Genomic DNA, 23188 nt, shown 5'->3' with positions numbered 1-23188 from the left:
AATACCCCTCACCCTGAGCTTGTCGAAGGGTGAGGGTTCTGCTTCGTCGCCTCTGCGGCCAGTCTTTGCGCATAGGCGATGGCCGCGCGCGAAGCCCTATTTACTCAGCCAGTAGATCATCACCGGGTTGGGCCATCCTTGCACGCATTTATGCTCCAGATGGTTGCGCCGGATCATCGCCAGCACGGCGGTGGCGTTATCTTTGCTGGTCAGGGCGTTGAAAATTTCGACCGGGCCATCGACCACGCGCCAGGTATTTTCGATGCGCACGGTGTGGGCGGTGGTCGAATTAAATTGCAGACAGCTTGCCCCGGTCAATTTTTCGTGCGGGAAGCGGCCATTGCTCATCCAGAAGTCCATCGTGCCAGTATGGCACTTGTGATCGAAGCGGTAATGCCGGATCACCTCGATCGCCTGCTGGGCGGTTTTCTTGTTCCAGTCGGTATGGGTCAGAAACACCCCGTCCGCGACCAGATTCCAGCCGGGGCCTGCCTGCACCAGCCCGGTGGCGGCCGGGTTAAAGCCGTCGCATTTCAGTTCCGGCTTGGCCAGCGGATTGCCGCGCGGGCCGCCGCCCCAACCGGCATCGCGGCTGGCGGGTTGCTCCCAGCTGGCTTTGCTCATTGGGCCGGGCCAGTCGCTCTGGCGTAGCAAGCCCATGCTTTCGCGGTCTTTTTTCCCGGCGGTGTCGACGTAATGGTACTGCGCCCAAAAGGAAATCTGGCCGTTCGGGGCCAGTTTGAGCACAATCTGACGGTGGGCAAAGCCAAAATGGATCAGCCCGGAAAGCCCGATGACGTCCTTGCCATGGGGGGCCGTGACATTGTCGGCCTCGACCTCGCCCCAGTTACACTCGCCTGGGTGGCAGTTGCCGTAAACCCGTAAGGTGGCGCGGTTACCGCCGGCGGGGCTGATAACGATGTGGCGAATCCCGGATGGGCCGGGGTTCGGATTGGCCCAATTGCCGTAAAACTGGGTGATATCGGCCCTGGCCGCCGCCGTCAGACCCATAAACGTCACTACAATGGTGAAAACTACGGCACAGAAACGTTTAACCACTTTATACCAACTCCCGGCCCGCCAGCCCGATACAGCAACCTTCTTGCATCTATAAAGCCTTTCATGGCTGGACGGAATGGCCGTGCACAAGGTATGAGAACCCTTGATGAGCGACCTGACCCATATCCGTAATTTTTCGATCGTGGCCCATATCGACCACGGCAAGTCCACCCTGGCCGACCGGCTGATCCAGCTGACCGGTGGCCTGACCACGCGTGAGATGAAGGAGCAGGTGCTCGACTCGATGGAAATCGAGCGCGAGCGCGGCATCACCATCAAAGCGCAGACGGTCCGGCTCGCCTATACCGCCAAGGATGGCTGCAAATATACCCTTAACCTGATGGACACCCCCGGCCACGTTGACTTCGCCTACGAAGTCTCGCGCTGCCTGGCCGCCTGCGAAGGCGCGCTTCTGGTGGTGGACGCCTCGCAGGGCGTCGAGGCCCAGACGCTGGCCAATGTCTATCATGCCATTGATGCCGGGCTCGAAATCGTGCCTGTGCTCAATAAGGTGGATCTGCCAGCCGCCGAGCCCGAGCGGATACGCCAGCAGATTGAGGATGTCATCGGCATCGACGCATCCGAAGCGGTGTCGATTTCGGCCAAGACCGGTCTCAACATCGATCAGGTGCTGGAAGCCATTGTCACCCGGCTGCCCCCGCCCAAGGGCGATGTCACCGCGCCGCTTAAAGCCCTGCTGATCGACAGCTGGTACGATTCCTATCTTGGTGTCGTGGTGCTGGTGCGGGTGGTCGATGGCGAACTGAAAGTGGGCCAGAAAATCCGCATGATGGCCTCGGGGGCGACCTATACCGTCGACCGCGCCGGATTCTTCACCCCCAAACAGGTGCCGGTGGACTGTTTAGGCCCGGGCGATGTCGGCTTTATCACCGCCGCGATCAAGGAAGTGGCCGATACCCGCGTGGGTGACACCATTACCGATGAACGCCGCCCGGCCGCGGCCGCACTGCCTGGCTTCAAGCCAGCGCAGCAAGTGGTGTTCTGCGGCCTGTTCCCAGTCGATGCCGCCCAGTTTGAAGATTTGCGCGAGGCGCTGGGTAAGCTGCACCTCAACGATGCCAGCTTCACCTACGAGATGGAAACCTCCGCTGCGCTGGGCTTCGGTTTCCGCTGCGGGTTCCTCGGGCTGCTGCATCTCGAAATTATTCGCGAGCGGCTGGAACGCGAGTGGAATATCGATCTGATCGCCACGGCACCGTCGGTGATCTATCGCATCTATATGACCGACGGTTCGCTGGTCGAGCTGCATAATCCGGCGGATATGCCGGAAGTCACCCGCATCGACCGCATTGAAGAGCCCTGGATCAAAGCCACCATTTTGGTGCCGGACGAGCATCTCGGCTCGGTACTGAAGCTGTGTGAAGACCGCCGTGGCAGCCAGATCGAGCTGACCTATGCCGGAACCCGGGCGATGGTGGTCTATCATCTGCCACTCAACGAAGTGGTGTTCGATTTCTATGACCGGCTGAAGTCGGTCACCCGCGGTTACGCCAGCTTCGACTATGAGATCGAGGAGTATGAAGAGGGCGATCTGGTCAAGATGTCGGTTCTGGTCAATGACGAGCCGGTCGATGCCCTGTCGATGATCGTGCATAAGGGGCGCGCGGAATCGCGTGGCCGCTCGATGTGCGAAAAGCTCAAAGACCTTATTCCGCGCCATCTGTTCAAGATTCCGATTCAGGCGGCGAGCGGTGGCAAGGTCATTGCCCGCGAAACCCTGTCTGCCCTGCGCAAGGACGTGACCGCCAAATGTTATGGCGGCGACATCAGCCGTAAGCGCAAGCTGCTCGATAAGCAGAAAGAGGGTAAGAAGAAGATGCGGCAGTTTGGCCGGGTCGAGATTCCGCAGGAAGCCTTCATCGCCGCTCTGAAAATGGACGACGACTGAGCGGCAGGGGCCCACACCTTAAAAGCAAAAACCCCGCACCGGTGGTGCGGGGTTCGCTGTTTTAGGAGGTATTGGCAGGTTTATTCCGCCGCCTTGGCGACAATCGCGGCATTCTTCATGACGCGTTCATCGACATAGGATTCGTACTTCTTGAAGTTCTTGACGAACATCCCGGCCAGTTTCTTCGACATCGCATCATAGGCGTCTTTGTCCGCCCAGGTGTTGCGCGGGTTGAGCACCGCAGCGTCGACGCCAGCCACGGCAACCGGAACACGGAAGCCGAAGACGGGGTCAATACGGAACTCAGCCTTGGCGAGCGAGCCGTCGAGCGCGGCATTGAGCAGCGTACGGGTCAGCTTGATCGCCATGCGCTTGCCGCCGGCCGAAACCGGGCCGCCCGACCAGCCGGTGTTCACCAGCCAGCAGTCGCAATGGTACTTGTCCTTCAGGGCGCGCAGCAGATTGCCGTATACCGACGGATGGCGCGGCATGAACGGGGCACCGAAGCAGGTCGAGAAGGTTGGTTCCGGCTCGGTCACACCCTTTTCCGTGCCAGCCAGCTTCGCGGTGAAGCCCGACAGGAAGTGGTACATCATCTGGCTCGGGGACAGCTTGGCGATCGGCGGCAGTACGCCGAAAGCATCTGCGGTCAGCATGATGATGTTGGTCGGATGCGGCGCACGACCGGTATCCGAGGCGTTGTCGATAAAGTCGATCGGATAGGCCGCACGGGTGTTTTCCGTATAGCGGTCATCATCGAGATCGAGTTCGCGCGTGACCGGATCGCACACCACATTCTCCAGCACGGTGCCGAAGCGTTTGGTGGTCGAATAGATTTCCGGTTCTGCCTCTGCCGACAGCTTGATCACCTTGGCATAGCAACCGCCTTCGAAGTTGAAGACGCCCGCTTCGCTCCAGCCATGCTCGTCGTCCCCGATCAGGGTCCGGCTGGCATCGGCCGATAGCGTGGTCTTGCCGGTGCCCGACAGACCAAAGAAGATCGCCGACTTGCCTTCAGAGCCGACATTGGCCGAGCAATGCATCGGCATGACGCCCTTCAGCGGCAGGAAATAGTTCAGGATCGTGAAGACCGACTTCTTCATTTCACCGGCATAGGACGTGCCGCCGATCAGAACCCGCTTCTTGGTCAGATCAACGCAGATCACCGTGCCGGTCTTGGTGCCGTGCTTGGCCGGGTCGGCCTGGAAATTTGCCAGGTCGATGATGGTGAATTCCGGCGTGAAGCCCTTGAGCTGTTCCGCCGTCGGGCGGATCAGCAGATTGTCGATGAACAGGTTGTGCCAGGCATATTCGGTCACAACGCGCACCGGCAGGCGATAGGTCAGGTCAGCGCCACCGAACAGATCGCGGGCAAAAAGTTCTTTGCCCTCGGCATAGGCGAGCATGTCCTGATAGAGCAGCTCCCCCTGTTCCGGCGTGATCGACTTGTTGTTGTCCCACCAGATTTCCTTTTCGTTGTTCGCATCGCGAACAAAGAATTTGTCGTTGGCGGAACGGCCAGTATGTTTGCCAGTCAGAACGACGAAGCCGCCGTCTTTGGCCAAATGGCCCTCTCCGCGTTTGATCGCCTCTTCAACGAGCACAGACGGTTTAAGGTTCCAGTTCACAGTCTTGAGGTTACGAAACCCAAGCGTTTCCAATCCAAAAGCGTTAGTCAAATTATCCTCGTTTTTTTTGTGTTGACCCACGCATAGGTTTAGCGCTTCCGCGACCGACTGCAAACTGCGACTTTTTTTGCGGCAAGGCGTGAATTTTTCTTACGCGAGGACTTAAGCTTTTGTTCCAATATATTTTCCATCAGAAATCCATGATGGCAAATGGGGTATGCCCTATCGGTGGCGGGGCGCGACTTTCCGTCGCTCATCCAAAGTTGTGTTTTATCGCTTTGTCCTGACTGGGACCGTTTTCGCAGTGCTAGGCGAGATGTCGGCACATAAGAATATTTGCCAACGCTTTCAGTCCTGTTTCATATTCGTGACACGGTATTTAAAGCCCGCCCCGGAGCCGCGGAACCACAGGTTGACCGCTGCCTGGGCGCAGTATGGCCCCTGTAATGGGGGGCCTATTCGGGGTTGTACCACCGTAAAGCCACAGGAAGTCGCAAAATACTGCGCAAGGCTTTGACGTTTTATGATAGATGCTGATTTTGAAGAGACTGTGATGGTCTCTTTGAGCGCCAGACCTGTGGTGGGGGGAGCTCGGGGGATACTTCCTTAAGTCCATGTGGCCGATATGAGTTCACAGTATGCGGGCGCCTTGTCGGAGGCGGAGCAACCGAATTTCTGTCAGACCATTGATGAGTTTTATGCACGCGATGCGCGCAGGCTTATTTTCCGTCTGACATCCGAATTTTGTCTACAGAATCGGGCCACTGCGACCGAGCTGCTGCACAGTGCTGACCTGCTCAACAAGCTTGAGAATGCAGGTACCGCCATGCTGCATGCGGTGCAGATTCAGTCCTCGGCCTATTCGTCTGCGATGAACATTCCGGTTCGGGATGCGCTTAATCACTACAATCGGTTGATTTCCGGGGTGGTTGACCGCGTCACCGTCGATCACCGCAAGCATGTCTTTCCGACCGGGACGGTGGATAACTTCGTCTCTCTGGCCGACAGCATGGTGGATACACCGAACGGCTTGTACCTGCTGAACGGGACTTTGGTGCACTATCTGCGCCATACCACCCGCTGGAGCGAGAAAATCGACCGCTTGTTGCAGGTGCTGGAAGCCCCCGGTGCCGTCGCGGCCAACAGCGGCCCCGGCGCTGCGATGCTGCACAGTGCCGTTGACGAGATCATCGCCGAAATTCTGCCGGTGCCGGTGGCGCTGACCGATCTGATCGGTCCTCAGGCCACCTTTGGTGAAGGCTTGATCGCGGCCACGCGGCTGTTCCTCGGCCAGCAGCAGAAAAGCGCCTATACCGAGGATGTTGCCCTCAACAGTCTGGCCCGGCATTTCGCCGCCGGTGGTTTGCCGCTGTCGCGTGCGGCGCTGGGTGCCCGCCTGGTGGCCGATGTCCAAAGTCTCAAACGCCTGCGCGAGGATAGCATCGAAGCCGAAATGCGGGTGTTCAAGGAACTGGCGCTGCTGATCCGCCATGGCGTCGGCCCTTATATGAAGCGCGAGGAGATGATGCCTGCGCTGGAACTGCGCGCCGCCCGCTTTGTGGCGCATGACACCCTGACCAAATGCCTTGATGCCACCACGATCCCCGATGAAAAGATCGCCTGGCTGTATTTTACCGAAAGCTGCATTGTTGGGGCGCGCAGCCGCTATAAGGTTGCCGATCAAATTTTCCGCATCGCGACGTCGAGCAATTTCCGTAACCGGGTGCAGTCGACCCAGATTCCGATTTCCAAACGGCTGCATATTTTGTCGGGTCTTTGCAGCTCGGCACTCAAAAGCGGTTTTGATCCCGACCAGCGTGTGCGGATGGCCAAACTGTATGATGGTCTGGCCTATGACATCGCCCAGAAATCGCGGCTGTTTGAGAATATCGATGCGCTGCCAATCACGCCCGCGCTGAAAGTGCAGGCTATGCTCAAGCTGTTTGCTGCGGGGCAGATCACCGAAGGTAAATTGTCGGCCGAGGCGCATAAACGGGTGCTCGACTATCTGGCCCAGCCGGGATTTCTGACCGGTTATCTGCAGGCCTGGGCGCAAAGCCATGGCGGCAAGCTGGATAAAATGGCGTCTCTGCTCGAGCTGGCGCAGGGCTTAAAAAAAATCGGTCTGCCGCCGGATACCTTCTTCAACGCCATGGCGGCGTAAAAAAGCCCCGCTACCGGTCTGGCAGCGGGGCTTTTATTTTGTCGTAACAGTACGCGTGAAACCCGCGGATATTTAGTGTGCGGCATCCCAGTTGTCGGCGGCGCGGGCCTCGACCGTCAGCTTGACCGACAGGGTCTGTGCCGGCAGTGCGGCCTGTTCCATCGCGGCGGCAACCACGGTGCAGGTCCGTTCGGCCTCGGCTTCGGGCACTTCGAACACAAGTTCGTCATGCACCTGCAGCAGCATCCGTGCGGGCAGATCCGCCGCGGCCAAAACGCTCGGCATCCGGATCATGGCGCGTTTGATGATGTCGGCGGCTGCACCCTGAATCGGGGCGTTGATCGCCGCGCGTTCGGCCCCGGCGCGGAAGGCGGCATTTTTGGCGTCGATCTCGCGTATATGAATGCGCCGCCCGAACAGGGTTTCGACATAGCCATGTGCGCGGGCGAAGCTTTTGGTCTCTTCCATATAGGCGCGGATACCGGGGAAACGGGCGAAATAGCGCTTGATATAATCGTCGGCTTCCATGCGCCCGATGCCAAGCTGGGCCGCCAGCCCGAAGGCCGAGATGCCATAGACAATGCCGAAATTAATCGCCTTGGCACGGCGGCGCACATCCGATGGCATGCCCTCGACCGGAACACCGAAAATCTCCGATGCGGTCATGGCATGAATATCAATCCCCTCGGCAAAGGCTTTTTTCAGTGCGTCGATCCCTGCGATATGGGCCAGCAGACGCAGTTCAATCTGGCTGTAATCGGCACTGACCAGTTTCATACCCTTGGGCGCAATGAAAGCCTGACGGATACGCCGCCCGGCAGCGTTGCGCACCGGAATGTTCTGCAGGTTGGGGTCGGTCGAAGCCAGCCGCCCCGTCGCTGCCGCTGACATGGCAAAGCTGGTGTGCACCCGCCCGGTTTTCGGATTGATATGGCCGGGCAGTGCGTCGGTATAGGTGCCGCGCAGCTTGGCCAGGCCCCGCCAGTCGAGTACCTTTTGCGGCAGGACATGACCGGCGCTGGCCAGCGTGTCCAGCGCATCGGCATCGGTAGACCACGCCCCGGTCTTGGTGCGCGAACCGCCGGGCAGCTTCAGCTTGTCGAATAAAATTTCCCCGAGCTGCTTAGGCGAGGCGACATTGAAATCGGATTGCGCCAGGGCGTGAATTTCCTGCTCCAGCCCCGCCTGTTCCAGCGCGAAATCGTTCGACAGTTTGTGCAGCAGATTAAGGTCAACGGCGATACCTGCCGCCTCCATATCCGCCAGCACGGTGATCAGCGGCCGTTCCAGCGTTTCATAAACGGTGGTCTTTTTATCGGCCACCAGCCGGGCTTTCAGCACCTGCCACAGTCGTAAGGTAATGTCGGCATCCTCGGCGGCATAGCGCGTGGCCTCGGCCAGTGCGACGCGGTCGAAGGTGACTTTGTCCTTGCCTTTGCCCGCCACATCGGAAAACGCAATCGGCTTATGGCCCAGATGCAGCTCCGACAGCTCGTCCATGCCGTGGCCATGCAGACCGGCATCCAATACATAGGACAGCAGCATGGTATCGTCGATGGCGGCCAGGCGAATACCGCGCTGACGGAAAATCTGAAAATCATATTTCAGATTCTGTCCGATCTTGAGAACGGCATCATCTTCCAGCAGCGGCTTCAGGGCGGCGATCAGATCGCTTTCGGCAATCTGGACCGGCCCGCTTTCAAACACCAACCCGCCTTCACCCTGGTTGTGACCGCAGGGGATGTAGCAGGCCTTATTGGGTTTCAGTGCCAGCGAGACACCGCACAGGCCCGCCTGTAACGGATCAAGCGAGGTGGTCTCGGTATCGACCGCAACATAGCCCTGGGCGCGGGCTTCGGCGATCCAGTGTTCCAGCCGCGCCAGATCGGTGACGCATTCATAGGCGGCGTAATCGACGGTTTCGCGGTTTTCATCCGCCTGCGGATTTTCCGAAATTGCCCCGGCGGCATCGGTGTTTTTCTGTTCAACGCCGCCCAGGCCACCACCGGTCTGGCCGTTTGATACGGTGCCAAAGGCGATACGTTTGGCCAGCCCGGTAAATTCCATCTCGCTGAGGAACTCTCCCAGCTTGTTCTTGTCGAGCGGTGTGGCGGCAAACGCGTCTAGGCTCACCTCGACCGGGACTGCGGTATCGAGCCGGACCAGCTTTTGTGACAGCCGCGCTTCCTCGGCATGGGCAATGAGATTCTCGCGCCGTTTAGGCTGCTTGATCTCACCCGCATGGGCGAGCAGATTTTCCAGATCGCCATATTTGTTGATCAGCTCGGCGGCGGTTTTGATGCCGATCCCCGGCACGCCGGGAACGTTATCGACGGAATCGCCCGCCAGGGATTGCACATCAATCACCTTGGCCGGGGGCACGCCGAATTTGTCGATTACCTCGGCGGTGCCAATTTGTTTGCTCTTCATGCTGTCATACAGGCGGACCGAACCATCCTGTACCAGCTGCATCAGATCCTTGTCGGACGAGATGATGGTGACCATCGCGCCGGCTTCGGCGGCCAGCCGCGCATAGGTGGCGATCAGATCATCGGCTTCAAAGCCGGGCTGTTCGACACAGGCGACCGAAAAGGCCCGCGTCGCATCACGCACCAGCGGAAACTGCGGCACCAGATCTTCGGGCGTTTCGGGGCGGTTGGCTTTGTAGGCCGGATAAATATCGTTGCGAAAGGTTTTGTGACCGGCATCGAAAACAACCGCAATATGCGTGGGGGCATCGGCTGCGGCGGTGTCGGCGATCAGCTTGAACAGCATGTTACAATAGCCGGACACCGCGCCGACCGGCAGCCCGTCGGATTTACGGGTCAGCGGCGGTAATGCGTGATAGGCACGGAACAGGAACCCCGATCCGTCGATCAGGGTCAGGCGATCACCGGCCTTGATCATACCGGTGACTTGCCAGAGGCGGGGTGGATGAAACGGCGCCCGCAATAGGGGCAGGTCACACTATCGGCCTCGGCGAATTCGAGATAGATCTTGGGGTGACCAAGTGGGCCGCCATCGCACGCCACGCGGCTCTGGCTGGTTTCGACGGTTTCCACCGGCGGCAGATTTTGCTGTTCCACGTCTTTACCTCTTGAATCGTGGCGGCGATCATAGCGGCCCGGAGCCGGTCCTGAAAGCCGGTTGCTGGTGTCTTCGCGTATCCCCAGATGTTGAAGGAACGGCCATGGTTAAACTCAATCGGATTTACACCAAGACCGGCGACGGCGGAAAAACCTCGCTGGGTGACGGTAAACGGGTGGAAAAGACCTCCACACGCATTGCCGTGCTGGGCGATATCGACGAAGCCAACGCGGTGATCGGTGTGGCCCGGCTTACCGCCAAAGGCAAGCTCGATGGCCTGCTGGCAGCGATCCAGAATGATCTGTTCGATCTGGGGGCCGATGTTTCCGTGCCGCACAAAGCCAAAGGCGAAGATGGCCGGTTGCGTATCATCCCGGCACAGGTCAAACGGCTGGAGCAGGAAATTGACGCGATGAATGAAAAACTTGCGCCGCTGACCTCGTTCGTGCTGCCGGGCGGTTCGGTGGCGTCGGCCCAGCTACATCTGGCCCGCACGGTGGTGCGCCGGGCCGAACGTGGGCTGTTTCAGCTTGCCAAAAAGGCCCCGGTAAACCGCGACGCATTGCAGTATCTCAACCGATTGTCGGATCATCTGTTTGTTGCGGCGCGCTGGGCCAACGACAAGGGAGCCAGTGATGTGCTGTGGCAGCCGGGGGCAACGCGGTAATCGGCGCGTTATGCTTTGTGATGATGTGGGGCCGATAAAAAGCCCAGAAACACGCCGATCAGCCCGCTGGCGAGCCAGGCGTAAAGGTTTAGCGTGGCGGCCAGTGTGGTGCTGAGGGGGGCGGGCAAATGGGCCTCGGACCAGCCGGTCAGCCGGGCCGGACCGCCCGCATCGCCCCAGGCCCAGACATCGGCAATCGTGTGGGCAACCAGATGGCCGCCCGCCTCCAGCGACGCAATCAGATCTGCCGACAGTAGCACCAGTGACAGACCCACCAGCAGAAGGCCGAAAATTCCAGCGGTTTGGCGCATATGCATAAAACAACCACCCTTCAAGGGGCGGGACAGTAGCGCGGCGGGCGCCTACTTGCGAAGTCCTGTTTTGGTGCTGAGCTGAAATGGGGGCGGTTTCGGTCTTCCGCCGCATCAGGGTATGATGGTTTTGACAGAATCGTCATGGGAACGCGGGCTTGTTATGGGAACACTGGCGCAACCCGACGGACAGAACAGGCAGTAAAGATGCGCATTATGGGTTTGGATCCCGGCCTTAACCATATGGGCTGGGGGGTAATCGACATGGCAGGCTCGCGCCTCACTCATGTCGGCCATGGCGTCATCTCGACCACCACGGCAGATGTGCTGGGGGTGCGCCTGATGCATCTGCACGCCGAGGTGGCGCGGATTATTGCCGAACTGAACCCTGATGCGTTTTCGATCGAACAGGCCTTTGTCTACAAGGATCCTTCCGCGGCGCTGAAGCTGGGCCACGCCCGCGCTGTCGCGCTGCTCGCTGCGGCGCAGGCCGGGCTGGAAATTGCCGAATATTCGCCTAACCACATCAAAAAATCGGTGGTCGGCGTCGGCCACGCCGATAAGGTGCAGGTACAGGCCATGGTGCGGCGGCTGCTGCCAACCTGTAAGGTGACACAGGCCGATGCCGCCGATGCGCTGGCGGCGGCGATTGCCCATGCCTCGCTGGCCGGGACACAGGCAAAAATCCGGGTGGCGTTAGCATGATTGGAAAACTGACCGGCATTATCGACAGTCTTGGCGATGATTATGCGCTGATCGATGTGAACGGGGTGGGCTATGTGGTTTTTTGTGCCGCGGCGACGCTGGCCAAGCTGGGCCCCGGCATGCATGTCGCCCTGTTGATCGAAACCAAAATGAGCGAGGAGGCGATCCGGCTTTACGGCTTCCTGACCCATGACGAACGCGAATGGTTCCGTCTGTTGCAAAGCGTGCAGGGGGTGGGGGCCAAGGTGGCGCTGGCTATTCTGACCGTACTGGCACCGACCGAGCTGCAACGTGCGCTGGCGCTGGGCGACAAGGCGATGGTGGGCCGGGCGCAAGGGGTGGGGCCTAAACTCGCCCTGCGCATCGTTACCGAACTAAAGGGCAAGGCCCCCAAAAGCTTTGTTGCCACCGGGGCCGATCTGACCAAGGCTCTGGCCAGCCCGGCTGACGGCGGGGCCCGCGCCGCCGAGTCTGATGCCCGCGCGGCCCTGATCAATCTGGGCTATGGCGAGGCCGATGCCGCCGAGGCGGTGGCGCGCGCCGCCCTTCATCTGGGCGACGGTGCCAAAGTGGGCGACATCATCCGCGAAGCGTTAAAGGGCATGGGGCGGTAAGCTATGGCTAAGAAAACCAATTTCCCGCCCAGATCCGCCGCAATGGAGCCGCCGGTGGCGCAGGGTGACCGTCTGGTCTCCGGCGCGCGGGCCGAAGAAGACAGTGTCGAGGGCAAGCTGCGGCCGCAATCGCTGTCCGATTTTACCGGTCAGCCGCAGGTATGTGCCAATCTGAAGGTGTTTATCGAAGCGGCCAAAGCCCGTGGCGAGGCGCTTGATCATGTGCTGCTGGCCGGGCCGCCGGGGCTGGGCAAAACCACGCTGGCCCAGATTGTCGCCCATGAACTGGGGGTGAATTTTCGCTCGACCTCGGGCCCGGTGCTGGCCAAGGCGGGGGATCTGGCCGCCATTCTGACCAATCTGGAACCGCGCGATGTGCTGTTCATCGACGAAATCCATCGCCTCAATCCGGCGGTGGAGGAAATTCTCTATCCGGCGATGGAAGATTGCGAGCTCGATCTCATCATCGGCGAGGGCCCCTCGGCCCGCACGGTCAAGATTGCGCTCAACCCCTTCACTTTGGTGGGGGCAACGACGCGTTCGGGGCTGATTACCACCCCCTTACGTGACCGGTTTGGCATTCCGCTGCGGCTCGATTTCTACAGTGTCCCGGAACTGGTCAAAATTGTCGCCCGTGGCGCGCGGGTCATCGGGCTCGACCTGACCGAGAACGGTGCCGAGGAAATTGCCGCCCGCGCCCGTGGCACGCCGCGTATCGCGGGCAGACTACTCAAGCGCGTGCGTGATTTTGCCGCCGTGGCGGGCCGCACCATGGTCGATGCCGACATTGCCGATGCGGCGCTAAACCGGCTTGAGGTCGATAAGCGGGGCTTTGATGCCTTCGATGCGCGCTATTTGCGGCTGATTGCCGAGAATTTTGCCGGTGGTCCGGTCGGTATTGAAACCATTGCCGCCGCGCTGGGCGAGGCCCGCGATGCAATCGAGGAAATTATCGAGCCCTATTTGTTGCAGCAGGGTTTTGTCATGCGCACGCCGCGCGGGCGGGTGCTGACAGATCGCGCCTATGGCCATCTCGGGCTGGCCCGGCCACGGGGGGCTGGCGGGGCAGACCTGTTTTCCACCGCTTCACCCGATAGTGAGCAGGATTAAGCTTTCCCTGATCCGGGCACCGCGTTAGGTATGGCCGCGTCGAAAGGGTAACGATACATGTTGGACGGGTATTTCCAGGACAAGGTATTCATCCTGCCGATCCGGATCTATTACGCCGATACCGATCTGTCCGGTGTGGTCTATCACGCCAATTACCTCAACTATATGGAACGGGCGCGGTCGGATTTTTTTCGGGCGGTCGGCATCACCAAGCTGGCCGATCTTGATGGCGGCGAGCCGACGGCCTGGGCTTTGCGCAAGGCCGAACTGGAATATATCCGTCCGGCGCGTTTCGATGATGTGATCGAGGTGCACACCACCATCGGGGCGATGACCGGGGTGCGTGTGGATGTGATCCAGACCACCTATTGTAAAGATCAGCTGCTGGTCCGTGGCCGGGTGCAGGCTTGCCTGATCACACTGACCGGCAAACCGCGCCGGATTCCTCAGGATGTCCGCGATAAATTGTTGCCTTATTTATGTGCCGAGACGGCAGTATGAACGGCGTGTAGGAATCTTCAGGGATTTTTTACATGCTTTCTGCAGTCTCGCCCGGCATAATTCCAAGGACAGGTTGCGGGTTATAACCAAGGGTTGTATGGCGCCCGGCGCCGACAGATAAGAAGACGGATTGCAGGTGGTGCGCTTTTGAAAAGTGCCTGCCGATGACCGTAAAAGGGTTACGAGGAATGCATAAGATTAAATGGTTCGCCGCCTGCTTACCGGCGCTCGTGCTGATTGTGGCGCTGGCCCTGGCGGCTGGTGTGCCGGCGCTGGCGCAAAGCACTCCCGATGCGGCCCCCACCAGTGATGCCGGACAAAGTGCGCCTTTGGCCGCGCCAACCGGGGCGGTGGATGCCACGGCGGTTGCGCCGTCTTCCTCGGCGGGGACCGGGAATGTTTCGGTCTCCGGTCTGTTCCTGCGCGCCGATCCTCTGGTCAAGACGGTGATGGGCGTGTTGTTCATCGCCTCGCTGTGCTCGTGGATGATCATCTTCAGCAAGTGGCTGTTGATGAACCGTCTGCGCAAGAAAGCCGCCAGCTTCGAGAAGGTGTTCTGGTCGGGCCAGTCCTTCGACGATCTCTATGTCAAATTCAATGCCCAGAATAACCACCCCTTCACTGCGGTTTACGTGGCGGGCCTGCGCGAATGGCGCCGCGCCTTCGAGCATGGCAGCCCGAAGGAAAGTCAGATTTCCGGCATCAATGAACGTGTACTCAAGGCGATGAGCGTGACCATCGCGCGCGAGGTTGATGTCATTGAAAGCCAGCTCGGCTTCCTCGCCTCGGTGGCCTCTACCGGCCCGTTCGTCGGTCTGTTCGGCACGGTGTGGGGCATCATGAACGCCTTTACCAACATCGCCGCGCGCCACGACACCACGCTGGCGGTGGTGGCCCCCGGCATTGCCGAAGCGCTGTTTGCCACGGCGATGGGCCTGGTGGCGGCCATTCCGGCGGCGTTCTTCTATAATTATTTTGTTGGTGAGATCGGTCGTTACAGCAACCGTCTCGACACCTACGCCGATGAAATGAGCAACATCCTCTCGCGGCAGCTCGACGAAAAGGTCCTCTGATGGTTGGGGTCGTCAAGCGCGGACGCAGTGGCCGGCGGGTACGCCATGGTGCTATGGCCGAGATCAACGTCACGCCGTTCGTCGACGTGATGTTGGTGCTGTTGATTGTGTTCATGGTCACGGCACCGATGCTCACCGTTGGGGTGCCGGTCGATCTGCCCAAGACGCGGGCGATGGCGCTGGGCAAGGATCGCGAACCGCTTTCGGTTTCGGTCAAGCGCGACGGGCATATCTATCTGCAGAACATTCCGGTGACGGAAGATGAGCTGGTGCCCAAGCTGACCGCGATTTCCAATAACGGGTATGATCAGCGCATTTTTGTGCGCGGCGATAAATCCGTCGATTATGGCCGGGTGATGCAGGTGATGGGGCTTTTGAGCGCCGCTGGCTTTACCCATATCGGCCTGGTTACCGACATTGCTCCCCCCAAGGCGGCGGGGCCGGACGAGAATGCGCAATAGACCAACAACCAAGAACGGTATGCGCTATGCGGGCCTGCCCATTTCGGTGGGATTGCATGCCTGTATCATTGTGGTCGTGCTGTTTTCCTGGCCACACAAGCTCGACATCCAGCAGGAAAATCTGCCGGTGGTGCCGGTTGATCTGGTGACACTGTCGGACAAGACCAATATCGCGCCGATGACTACGGCGGCGCCCAAGCCGGAAGATAATCCGTCGCCGGATCAAACCCCGACGCCCAATCCGGCCCCCAATCCAACGCCGCCGCCGCCGCCCAAAGCCGAGCCCGCCCCGCCCCAGGTTAAGCCGCAACCGGCCCCGCCCAAGGCCGAACCTGCCCCGGCGGTCAAGCCGCAGCCTGCGCCTAAGCAGCCCACACCAAAGCAGACGTCCGAGGATAAGCCACAGCCTAACGCGGCCCCGGCCAAGGCGCAGGATAAGGCCAAGTCGAAAGAAAACTTCGACATCAACAATATCATGGCGCTGCTCGACAAGCGTCAGTCGGCCGCCGGTTCGACCAAGCGCGGCAAGGTTGGCCCCCAGAATATCAAGGGTTTTGGCGCGCAGGATGCCATGACGGCCGATTTGCGCAGCTATCTGCAGAGCCAGATTTACAAATGCTGGAATCCGCCGGTTGGCTCGCCCCATGCAGATCAATTGATTGTGCAGTTCCGTATTCTGCTCGGTAAGGATGGTTCGGTTTCCGGTGCGCCACAATTGCTGGCCACGGGGATCTCGGCCTCGGACCCGTATATGCGGGCGGCCATCGAAGCGGCACGGCGGGCGATTTATGTCTGCTCGCCCTACAAATTGCCGGCAGATCGCTATGCGCAGTGGAAAGACGTCACTTTTATATTCAATCCGCGTGATATGATCGGCCAATAAGCCTTATATGGTAGATTAAGTGGCTACGGATGGAGTCCTGGAGAGGATGATGCAAAAAAACGCATGGTTACCGGCGATGTTTGGGGCTGTCATGCTGGCCTTGGCCGGTTTGTGCGCGCCGGTGGCCGCGGCCGGTCTGACCGTTGATGTCAATCAGGGCAATGTCCAGCCGCTGCCGATCGCCATTCCGGATTTCGTTGCTTCGGCCCCGGCCGATGTTGCCGCCGGTGAGAATATTGCCAAGGTGGTGCGCGCCGATCTGGAACGCTCCGGCATCTTTCGGTCGATCGATCCGCATGCATTTATTGAAAAGTCGATCAACGTCAACGCCGCGCCGTCCTTCGCCAACTGGCGCATTATCAATGCGCAGGCATTGGTCACGGGGCAGGCGTCGAGCGAGCCGGATGGTCGCTTGCGTGTCGATTTCCGGCTGTGGGACGTGTACGGCGAAAGTCAGATGCTGGGTTTGAAATATTATACCCAGCCATCAAACTGGCGCCGCATTGCCCACATCATCTCGGATCAGATTTACGAACGGATTACCGGCGAAAAAGGCTATTTCGATACCCGCATCGTGTTTATTTCCGAGACCGGCCCGGCCCTCAATCGTATCAAGCGGCTGGCGATCATGGATGAAGATGGTGCCAATCCCAGCTTTTTGACCACCGGCTCCTATATGGTGCTGACGCCGCGCTTTAATCCGTCGGCGCAGATGATCGCCTATATGTCCTATATCTATGGCAAGCCGCGGGTCTATCTGTTCGATCTCGAAAGCGGCCGTCAGGAAAAGCTGGGCGATTTCCCCAATATGACCTTCTCGCCGCGCTTTTCGCCCGATGGCAACAAAGTGGCGATGAGCCTGGAGAAGAACGGCAACACCGATATTTATGTGATGGATCTGCGCACGCGTGCCTCCGTTCGGCTCACCACCAGCCCCGGGATCGACACCGCGCCGTCTTTTTCGCCCGACGGTAAACAAATCGTGTTTGAATCGGATCGCGGCGGCGGTCAGCAGGTTTACATCATGAATGCCGATGGTTCGAATCAGCATCGCATCAGCTTTGGCAACGGGCGCTATGCAACCCCGGTGTGGAGCCCGCGTGGTGACCTGATTGCCTTTACAAAACAAGGTGCTGGCGCCTTTGGCATCGGTGTCATGCATGTCGATGGCTCGGGGGAAAGAATCCTCTCGAGCGGTTGGGAAGATGAGGGGCCGACCTGGGCCCCGAATGGCCGCGTTTTGATGTTCTCACGGACCATTAAAGGTGGTCGTGGGTCGCAAATATGGTCCGTAGATGTCACAGGTCGGAACGAAAGAAGGGTCACAACTCCGGGAGATGCGTCTGATCCGGCGTGGTCACCCTTGATCCAATAGGTACTTATTCTTTATTATAGTCCTTACCCGCTGCGTAAACCTTAAGTCGGCGGGCAAGGAAGTTTGGGTGCGTAACTTATAATCGCACGCGGTTCCGTCGCACCCGGAATTTGAGGCGTGAGACTTTGGAGTTAGATGAATGTCTAAATTCTCAACTGGCCTGAAAGTGGCCGCTGTCGCATTAGCGTTTGCGCTCGCTGGCTGCGAGACGCCGAAGCCGCCGCCCCCGCCGCCGCCTGCGGCTCCGGCCCCGGCCCCGGCTCCTGCTGCCCCGAGCATCGTGCCCGGCAGCCTTGCTGACTTCCAGCAGACCGTTGGTACCGCTGATACGGTCCATTTCGATCTCGACAAGTACAATGTTGCCGATTCCGAAAAGGATAATCTGAAGAAGCAGAGTGATTGGCTGTCGAAGTATCCGGAAGTGAAGGTCCAGATTCAGGGTAATGCTGACGAACGCGGCACCCGTGAATACAACCTCGCGCTGGGTGCCCGCCGCGCCAATGCCGTCAAGGAATATCTGGTCAGCCTCGGCATCTCGGCCGCGCGCATCGACACGATCTCCTTCGGCAAAGAGAAGCCGATTTGCACCGAATCGACCGATGATTGCTGGGCGCAGAACCGCCGTGGCGTCACGGTGATCACCGCTGGTGCGAAGTAAGATTGCTTGCGTGTATGTAACATTCACGCAAAATCTTATGAAAGGGCGTCCCTTTGGGGCGCCCTTTTGTTTTATCCCGCCCGCGTTTTACGCTAATAAGGCCGCGAGGCATGATGTGAGCATGGAACGATGAAAATCACACTGATGGCTTCTGCCGCGATGCTGGCGTTGCTCTGCACTTTCGGTGGAGCGGGGGCCAGTGATGCTCCGGCTACGGCGCATCACGCACGTAATAGCGACGGCTATGTCCAATATGCCGGCCTGTTTGGCGAAAGCGACGAAGAAAAAGCCGCCCGGCTTGCCCGCGAAAAGCGCGAGGATGATCAGGACGCCGCCATTGCCGATCTGAAGCAACGGGTTTCCGATCTGGAATCCTCGTTGCAGCAATTCACCGCCCAGAACGAGCTTTTGACCCACCGCATTCAGGAAATGAAGGCGGCGACGGACAAGATGCAGAAGGACTGGAATTATAAGCTTTGCTCGATGTCGGCCCAGCTGATGGGCGTGGGCATTTCGACCGATAATGGCGGGCTTTCCTGCGACGGCAGCAATACCGGCGCCGCGCTGGGCGACACCGGCGGCATTGTGGTGCCTGCCGCACACAAGGATTACGACGCGGCAATGAAGCTGCTGGCCAAGTCGCAATATGATGAAGCCCTGGCCGCGTTTAACAGCTTCATCGACGCCAACCCCAAGGATGATTTGGCCCCCCAGGCGCTCTATTGGGTCGGCAATATCTCTTATCTGAAAAAAGATTATGCTGGCGCGGCCACCGCCTTTGCCGCCGGGATCAAGAAATATCCCAAAAGTCCGCGTGTGCCCGACAATATGCTGAAACTGGGCGAAACTCTGATCGCACTGGGCCAGCAAAAAGAAGGCTGTCTGACGCTTGCCGCCATCAAGAACAAAACCCTCAAAGCCCCGGCAAGCATCCTTGCCCAGGCCACCCAGCTGCGCGCCAAGTCCTGCAAGTAACCGCGATCTGGCGGCGGCGTTTGCGGCCGCCATGTCGGCGCTGGCACCTGCCGCGTCGTTGTGGCCCGCCGTTGTGGCGGTGTCGGGCGGGGGCGATTCCCTCGCCCTGATGTTGCTGTTGCGCGATTATGCCCGGGATCTGGGCCTTGATGCCCCCGTGGTGCTGACGGTCGATCACGCTTTGCGTCCAGAATCCCGCCGCGAAGCCCTCGCCACGGCCCGTTGGGCCAAAGCGGCAGGTCTTGTGTGCCATATTCTGACCCGCAAAGGGCCTCCGCCCGCCGCCGATATCGAAGCGGTGGCCCGTCAGGCCCGCTATCAGCTGATCGGTGATTGGGCCGGGCGCCATCATGTGGCGACGGTCTTTCTGGCCCACACCCTCGACGATCAGGCCGAAACCTTTCTGATCCGGCTGTTGCGTGGCTCCGGCGTCGATGGGCTGTCGGCGATGCGACCGGTTTCGGCTTTTCCGCTGGCTGGCTATGGCGGTTTGCAGGTGGCACGCCCGCTGTTACGCCAGACGCGGGAGGCTTTACGCGGCTTTCTGACCGGCTGTGGCCAAGTCTGGCACGACGATCCGATGAATGAAGATGACCGCTTTACCCGGGTGAAATTGCGTCAGGCCTGGCCCGCCCTGGCGGCGCTGGGCTTTCAGCGGGAGCGGCTGGCCGACGCTGCTGATCATCTCGCCCGTGCCCGCGATGCGCTGGAAGCGGCCACCAATGCGTTGGAAGCTGCGGCGGTACAGCCTTTGGCCGACCGGTTACTGCTGGATCGGGCGCAATTGGCGGCGGCTCCGGCCGAATTGGGTCTGCGACTGTTGGCGCGGCTTTTGATGCGAGTCTCCGCACAGGACTACCGGCCGCGCTTTGAACGGCTTACCCGGCTGTATCAGGCCATCGTCTCGGGTGATTTGCAGACCGGCAGAACGCTTCATGGTTGCAAAATCGCTCCGGCACCACGGCGCCTGTCAAAAAATGCTACGAATTTCCTGCAGATTAGTGCAGAGCCGGGGGATCGCCGCCGTTTCCCCTCTTGAAAAAAGCGGTTAAGAAACAAACAATTATCCCTGCACCGTGATGAGCGTTGCCCGAAACAGACAAATCTCATAACCTCAAGCTTCTGGTAAAGAACGCGCCTTACACTTATCTAACAGTCTGCAGCCGTTCACGAACCGTAAGGAAAGACCGCCCTTGAACAACCTTCGCAATTTGGCCCTGTGGTTTCTCCTCGTAGTGCTGCTGATTTTTGCCTTCAATATGTTCAGCGGCTCCTCGCAAAAAGCCGAGGCCAAGCAGATTTATTATTCCGAATTCCTCCAGAAAGTCTCGCAAGGGGCGGTTAAGTCTGTCGTCATTCAGGGCAAACAGGTCAAAGGCGAGTTCGTCGGTGGCCAGTCGTTTGCGACCTACAGCCCGGACGATCCCGGTCTGGTGCAGAAGATGGTCGACCATAACGTCTCGTTCGAGGTCAAACCGGTCGATGATGGCTCGTTCAGTCTGGTCAATATTCTGATCAACTGTATTCCGATGCTGCTGTTCATCGGCGTGTGGGTCTTTTTGTTCCGCCAGATGCAGGGCGGTTCGGGCAAGGCGATGGGCTTTGGTAAAAGCCGCGCCAAACTGCTGACCGAAAAGACCGGCCGTATCACCTTTGAGGATGTCGCCGGTGTCGACGAGGCCAAGGATGACCTCAAGGAAATCGTCGACTTCCTGAAAGATCCGCAGAAATTCACCCGTCTGGGCGGGCGTATTCCAAAGGGTGTTTTGCTGATTGGCCCGCCGGGCACCGGTAAAACTTTGTTGGCGCGCGCCATTGCCGGCGAAGCCAATGTGCCCTTCTTCACCATTTCCGGTTCGGATTTCGTCGAAATGTTCGTCGGTGTCGGTGCATCCCGTGTGCGCGACATGTTTGAACAGGCCAAGAAAAACGCCCCCTGCATCGTGTTCATCGACGAAATCGATGCCGTTGGCCGCCATCGCGGCACCGGTATCGGCGGCGGTAACGACGAACGCGAGCAGACCCTGAACCAGTTGCTGGTCGAGATGGACGGCTTCGAATCGACCGAAGGCGTCATCATGATCGCCGCCACCAACCGGCCCGACGTGCTCGACCCCGCCTTGCTGCGCCCCGGTCGTTTTGACCGCCATGTCGTGGTGCCGAACCCCGATCTGGGCGGGCGTGAGAAAATTTTGCGCGTCCATATGCGCAAAGTGCCGCTTGATGGCGATGTTGATCCGCGTGTTATCGCACGTGGTACCCCGGGGTTCTCGGGCGCCGATCTGTCCAATCTGGTCAACGAAGCGGCCCTGCTGGCCGCCCGCCGTGGGCGCCGCACGGTCAGTATGCGCGAGCTGGAAGAGGCCAAGGATAAGGTCATGATGGGTGCCGAGCGGCGCTCGATGGCGATGACGGAAGAGGAAAAGAAACTCACCGCCTATCACGAAGGTGGCCATGCCATCGTCGCCATGCATGTCATCGGCTCCGATCCGATCCACAAGGCCACCATCATTCCGCGTGGCCGGGCGCTGGGCATGGTCATGCGCCTGCCCGATCATGATCAGCTGTCGATGTCGCGGCAGAAAATGAACGCCGATCTGGCGGTGGCTTTTGGCGGGCGTATCGCTGAAGAGCTGGTGTTTGGTCACGACCATGTCACCACCGGCGCGATGAGCGATATCGAAATGGCGACCCGGATGGCCCGTGCCATGGTCACCCGCTATGGCCTGTCCGACGATCTGGGCCCGATTGCCTATGCTGAAAATCAGGAAGAGGTCTTCCTGGGTCACAGTGTGGCACGCACCCAGAATATCTCGGAAGCCACGGCGCAGAAGATCGATTCCGAAATCCGCCGCATCATCGACGAGAGCTATAAAAAGGCTGAGGATATTCTGAAGTCCCACCTCGACGATCTGCATGGGTTGGCCAAGGGCCTTCTGGAATACGAAACCCTGTCGGGTGACGAGATTAACGGCTTGCTCAAAGGCATTTTGCCGGTGCGTCTGCCCGAACCGGAACCGGAACCGGTGCGGGCCCCGGGGCCAAGCGTGCCGCTGGCCGGTCGCCCGACCACCACGGCGCCGGTGCTGCCCACCCCTGAACCGCAGCCGGGCAGCTAACCGGGGCGATGGTTTTAAGGGGGTAAGATGGCTTCGACCATCCTCGGCATCGTCAACATCACCGAAGATTCTTTTTCCGACGGTGGCCGCTATCTGGAAACGATAGCGGCCATTGATCATGCGCACGAACTGGCGATGGCCGGGGCCGATGTGCTGGATCTGGGCGCGGCCTCCAGCAATGTCGATTCTGCACCGGTGCCGCCCGAGGTCGAGATCGCCCGCCTTGCACCGCTGGTCGAGGCCTTGCACAAAGATGGCCGGGTGCTGTCGATCGACAGCTTTTCCACCCCGGTGCAGCGCTGGGCGCTGCAGCAGGACGTGGCCTATCTTAACGATATTCAGGGCTTTGCCGATCCGGCGCTCTATCCCGATCTGGCCCGCAGCCCGGCCAGACTGATCCTGATGCATTCGGTACAGGGCCGCGGTAAGGCGACCGAAACCGATGTGACACCGGCAGAAATCTATGACCGGGTGGTTCGCTTTTTTGAACAGCGCATCGCCGCGCTGACGATGGCCGGGGTGGCGCGTGCGCGGCTGATCCTCGATCCCGGCATGGGGTTTTTCTTAAGCAGCAATCCGGAAACCTCGCTCGAGATGTTGCGCCGCCTGCCGGATCTGAAGGCGCATTTCGGGCTGCCGGTTCTGGTTGGGGTGTCGCGCAAATCCTTCTTACGCAAGATTACAAATCGGCAAACTTTGGACAGCGGTGCGGTTACTCTGGCGGCAGAATTGTTTGCCGCCAGTGCCGGAGCCGACTATATCCGCACCCACGACGCGGCATGCCTCGCCGACGGATTGAAATTCTGGCAGGCTGCGGCGGGGCCGCAATAAGCCGCAACATGGTGTGATGGGCCAAGTTTGTCAGGCCACGCTACATAGGCCTTATGAT

21 protein-coding genes are annotated in these 23188 nt (G+C 59.6%); 16 read left to right on the top strand and 5 right to left on the bottom strand.

The features are described 5' to 3' along the window. Positions 1 to 96 precede the first annotated feature (96 nt). On the bottom strand, positions 97 to 1059 hold the full coding sequence (locus tag ACZ5RI_RS01040; RefSeq protein WP_464514261.1) for a hypothetical protein: 963 nt from the start codon (positions 1057 to 1059) through the stop codon (positions 97 to 99). A 106-nt stretch (positions 1060 to 1165) separates the two neighbouring features. On the opposite strand from ACZ5RI_RS01040, the gene lepA reads away from it, so the two are divergent. Next, positions 1166 to 2968, top strand: a complete 1803-nt coding sequence (lepA, locus tag ACZ5RI_RS01035) for a translation elongation factor 4 (protein WP_464514260.1) — start codon at positions 1166 to 1168, stop codon at positions 2966 to 2968. 80 nt (positions 2969 to 3048) lie between these two features. On the opposite strand, the gene ACZ5RI_RS01030 is transcribed toward lepA, so the two are convergent. After that, positions 3049 to 4647: a phosphoenolpyruvate carboxykinase gene (locus tag ACZ5RI_RS01030; RefSeq protein WP_464514259.1), complete on the bottom strand. Its 1599-nt coding sequence runs from the start codon at positions 4645 to 4647 to the stop codon at positions 3049 to 3051. A 574-nt stretch (positions 4648 to 5221) separates the two neighbouring features. Between ACZ5RI_RS01030 and ACZ5RI_RS01025 the strand changes: the two genes are divergently transcribed. Then, the gene (locus ACZ5RI_RS01025) at positions 5222 to 6760 is read left to right on the top strand and encodes a hypothetical protein (protein ID WP_464514258.1); all 1539 of its coding nucleotides are present in this window, start codon (positions 5222 to 5224) and stop codon (positions 6758 to 6760) included. A gap of 72 nt (positions 6761 to 6832) precedes the next feature. Here ACZ5RI_RS01025 and polA read toward each other — a convergent pair whose 3' ends face one another. Beyond that, positions 6833 to 9664, bottom strand: a complete 2832-nt coding sequence (gene polA, locus ACZ5RI_RS01020; protein WP_464515518.1) for a DNA polymerase I — start codon at positions 9662 to 9664, stop codon at positions 6833 to 6835. Next, positions 9664 to 9846, bottom strand: coding sequence for a zinc-finger domain-containing protein (locus ACZ5RI_RS01015; RefSeq protein ID WP_464514257.1), 183 nt, complete (start codon positions 9844 to 9846; stop codon positions 9664 to 9666). The genes polA and ACZ5RI_RS01015 overlap by 1 nt, the downstream gene beginning before the upstream one ends. Before the next feature lie 104 nt (positions 9847 to 9950). Here ACZ5RI_RS01015 and ACZ5RI_RS01010 point away from each other — a divergent pair, with 104 nt between their 5' ends. Continuing rightward, complete coding sequence (locus ACZ5RI_RS01010) at positions 9951 to 10514, top strand: cob(I)yrinic acid a,c-diamide adenosyltransferase (RefSeq protein WP_464514256.1); 564 nt, start codon at positions 9951 to 9953, stop codon at positions 10512 to 10514. 8 nt (positions 10515 to 10522) lie between these two features. On the opposite strand, the gene ACZ5RI_RS01005 is transcribed toward ACZ5RI_RS01010, so the two are convergent. Then, complete coding sequence (locus ACZ5RI_RS01005; RefSeq protein WP_464514255.1) at positions 10523 to 10831, bottom strand: hypothetical protein; 309 nt, start codon at positions 10829 to 10831, stop codon at positions 10523 to 10525. Positions 10832 to 11032: 201 nt separating this feature from the next. Between ACZ5RI_RS01005 and ruvC the strand changes: the two genes are divergently transcribed. The 13 genes from ruvC to folP all read left to right on the top strand — a co-directional run bounded on the left by ruvC (position 11033) and on the right by folP (position 23130). Further along, entirely contained in the window at positions 11033 to 11530 is a 498-nt protein-coding gene (gene ruvC / locus ACZ5RI_RS01000) for a crossover junction endodeoxyribonuclease RuvC (protein ID WP_464514254.1), read from the top strand. Next, entirely contained in the window at positions 11527 to 12144 is a 618-nt protein-coding gene (gene ruvA, locus ACZ5RI_RS00995; RefSeq protein WP_464514253.1) for a Holliday junction branch migration protein RuvA, read from the top strand. Before ruvC ends, ruvA begins: the two co-directional genes overlap by 4 nt. A 42-nt stretch (positions 12145 to 12186) precedes the next feature. Then, positions 12187 to 13254, top strand: a complete 1068-nt coding sequence (ruvB, locus tag ACZ5RI_RS00990) for a Holliday junction branch migration DNA helicase RuvB (protein WP_464515517.1) — start codon at positions 12187 to 12189, stop codon at positions 13252 to 13254. Between the two features lie 57 nt (positions 13255 to 13311). Beyond that, entirely contained in the window at positions 13312 to 13755 is a 444-nt protein-coding gene (locus ACZ5RI_RS00985; RefSeq protein ID WP_464514252.1) for a YbgC/FadM family acyl-CoA thioesterase, read from the top strand. A gap of 188 nt (positions 13756 to 13943) precedes the next feature. Further along, positions 13944 to 14828, top strand: a complete 885-nt coding sequence (tolQ, locus tag ACZ5RI_RS00980; RefSeq protein WP_464514251.1) for a protein TolQ — start codon at positions 13944 to 13946, stop codon at positions 14826 to 14828. Beyond that, positions 14828 to 15289, top strand: coding sequence for a protein TolR (gene tolR, locus ACZ5RI_RS00975; RefSeq protein WP_464514250.1), 462 nt, complete (start codon positions 14828 to 14830; stop codon positions 15287 to 15289). Before tolQ ends, tolR begins: the two co-directional genes overlap by 1 nt. Then, positions 15279 to 16172, top strand: coding sequence for a hypothetical protein (locus ACZ5RI_RS00970; RefSeq protein ID WP_464514249.1), 894 nt, complete (start codon positions 15279 to 15281; stop codon positions 16170 to 16172). Before tolR ends, ACZ5RI_RS00970 begins: the two co-directional genes overlap by 11 nt. Positions 16173 to 16221: 49 nt before the next feature. Continuing rightward, a complete protein-coding gene (gene tolB / locus ACZ5RI_RS00965; protein WP_464514248.1) occupies positions 16222 to 17547 on the top strand; it encodes a Tol-Pal system beta propeller repeat protein TolB in 1326 nt (441 codons plus the stop codon). A 139-nt stretch (positions 17548 to 17686) separates the two neighbouring features. Further along, positions 17687 to 18205 (top strand): peptidoglycan-associated lipoprotein Pal, encoded by a 519-nt coding sequence (gene pal / locus ACZ5RI_RS00960; protein ID WP_464514247.1) that lies wholly within the window; start codon positions 17687 to 17689, stop codon positions 18203 to 18205. A gap of 129 nt (positions 18206 to 18334) precedes the next feature. After that, the gene (gene ybgF / locus ACZ5RI_RS00955; protein WP_464514246.1) at positions 18335 to 19180 is read left to right on the top strand and encodes a tol-pal system protein YbgF; all 846 of its coding nucleotides are present in this window, start codon (positions 18335 to 18337) and stop codon (positions 19178 to 19180) included. Positions 19181 to 19211: 31 nt separating this feature from the next. Beyond that, positions 19212 to 20219 carry a tRNA lysidine(34) synthetase TilS gene (gene tilS / locus ACZ5RI_RS00950; protein WP_464514245.1) on the top strand — a complete coding sequence of 336 codons (1008 nt, stop codon included), beginning with the start codon at positions 19212 to 19214 and terminating at the stop codon, positions 20217 to 20219. A 154-nt stretch (positions 20220 to 20373) separates the two neighbouring features. Beyond that, positions 20374 to 22299, top strand: coding sequence for an ATP-dependent zinc metalloprotease FtsH (ftsH, locus tag ACZ5RI_RS00945; RefSeq protein ID WP_464514244.1), 1926 nt, complete (start codon positions 20374 to 20376; stop codon positions 22297 to 22299). A 27-nt stretch (positions 22300 to 22326) separates the two neighbouring features. After that, on the top strand, positions 22327 to 23130 hold the full coding sequence (gene folP / locus ACZ5RI_RS00940; RefSeq protein ID WP_464514243.1) for a dihydropteroate synthase: 804 nt from the start codon (positions 22327 to 22329) through the stop codon (positions 23128 to 23130). Positions 23131 to 23188: the final 58 nt, after the last annotated feature.

The organism is Micropepsis pineolensis, assembly GCF_055392125.1.
Note: the sequence above shows the minus strand (reverse complement) of the source record. Positions and strands in the feature narration are given on the sequence as shown.

Bases quoted from the DNA above. Each gene is read 5' to 3' on its own strand.
- ruvA (WP_464514253.1), top strand. From the start codon at position 11,527: ATGATTGGAAAACTGACCGGCATTATCGACAGTCTTGGCGATGATTAT.
- ACZ5RI_RS00970 (WP_464514249.1), top strand. From the start codon at position 15,279: ATGCGCAATAGACCAACAACCAAGAACGGTATGCGCTATGCGGGCCTG.
- folP (WP_464514243.1), top strand. From the start codon at position 22,327: ATGGCTTCGACCATCCTCGGCATCGTCAACATCACCGAAGATTCTTTT.
- tolQ (WP_464514251.1), top strand. From the start codon at position 13,944: ATGCATAAGATTAAATGGTTCGCCGCCTGCTTACCGGCGCTCGTGCTG.
- ACZ5RI_RS01010 (WP_464514256.1), top strand. From the start codon at position 9,951: ATGGTTAAACTCAATCGGATTTACACCAAGACCGGCGACGGCGGAAAA.
- ACZ5RI_RS01025 (WP_464514258.1), top strand. From the start codon at position 5,222: ATGAGTTCACAGTATGCGGGCGCCTTGTCGGAGGCGGAGCAACCGAAT.
- ACZ5RI_RS01005 (WP_464514255.1), bottom strand. From the start codon at position 10,831: ATGCATATGCGCCAAACCGCTGGAATTTTCGGCCTTCTGCTGGTGGGT.
- ACZ5RI_RS00985 (WP_464514252.1), top strand. From the start codon at position 13,312: ATGTTGGACGGGTATTTCCAGGACAAGGTATTCATCCTGCCGATCCGG.
- ybgF (WP_464514246.1), top strand. From the start codon at position 18,335: ATGAAAATCACACTGATGGCTTCTGCCGCGATGCTGGCGTTGCTCTGC.
- pal (WP_464514247.1), top strand. From the start codon at position 17,687: ATGTCTAAATTCTCAACTGGCCTGAAAGTGGCCGCTGTCGCATTAGCG.
- tolR (WP_464514250.1), top strand. From the start codon at position 14,828: ATGGTTGGGGTCGTCAAGCGCGGACGCAGTGGCCGGCGGGTACGCCAT.
- tilS (WP_464514245.1), top strand. From the start codon at position 19,212: ATGTCGGCGCTGGCACCTGCCGCGTCGTTGTGGCCCGCCGTTGTGGCG.
- ruvB (WP_464515517.1), top strand. From the start codon at position 12,187: ATGGAGCCGCCGGTGGCGCAGGGTGACCGTCTGGTCTCCGGCGCGCGG.
- lepA (WP_464514260.1), top strand. From the start codon at position 1,166: ATGAGCGACCTGACCCATATCCGTAATTTTTCGATCGTGGCCCATATC.
- ruvC (WP_464514254.1), top strand. From the start codon at position 11,033: ATGCGCATTATGGGTTTGGATCCCGGCCTTAACCATATGGGCTGGGGG.
- tolB (WP_464514248.1), top strand. From the start codon at position 16,222: ATGCAAAAAAACGCATGGTTACCGGCGATGTTTGGGGCTGTCATGCTG.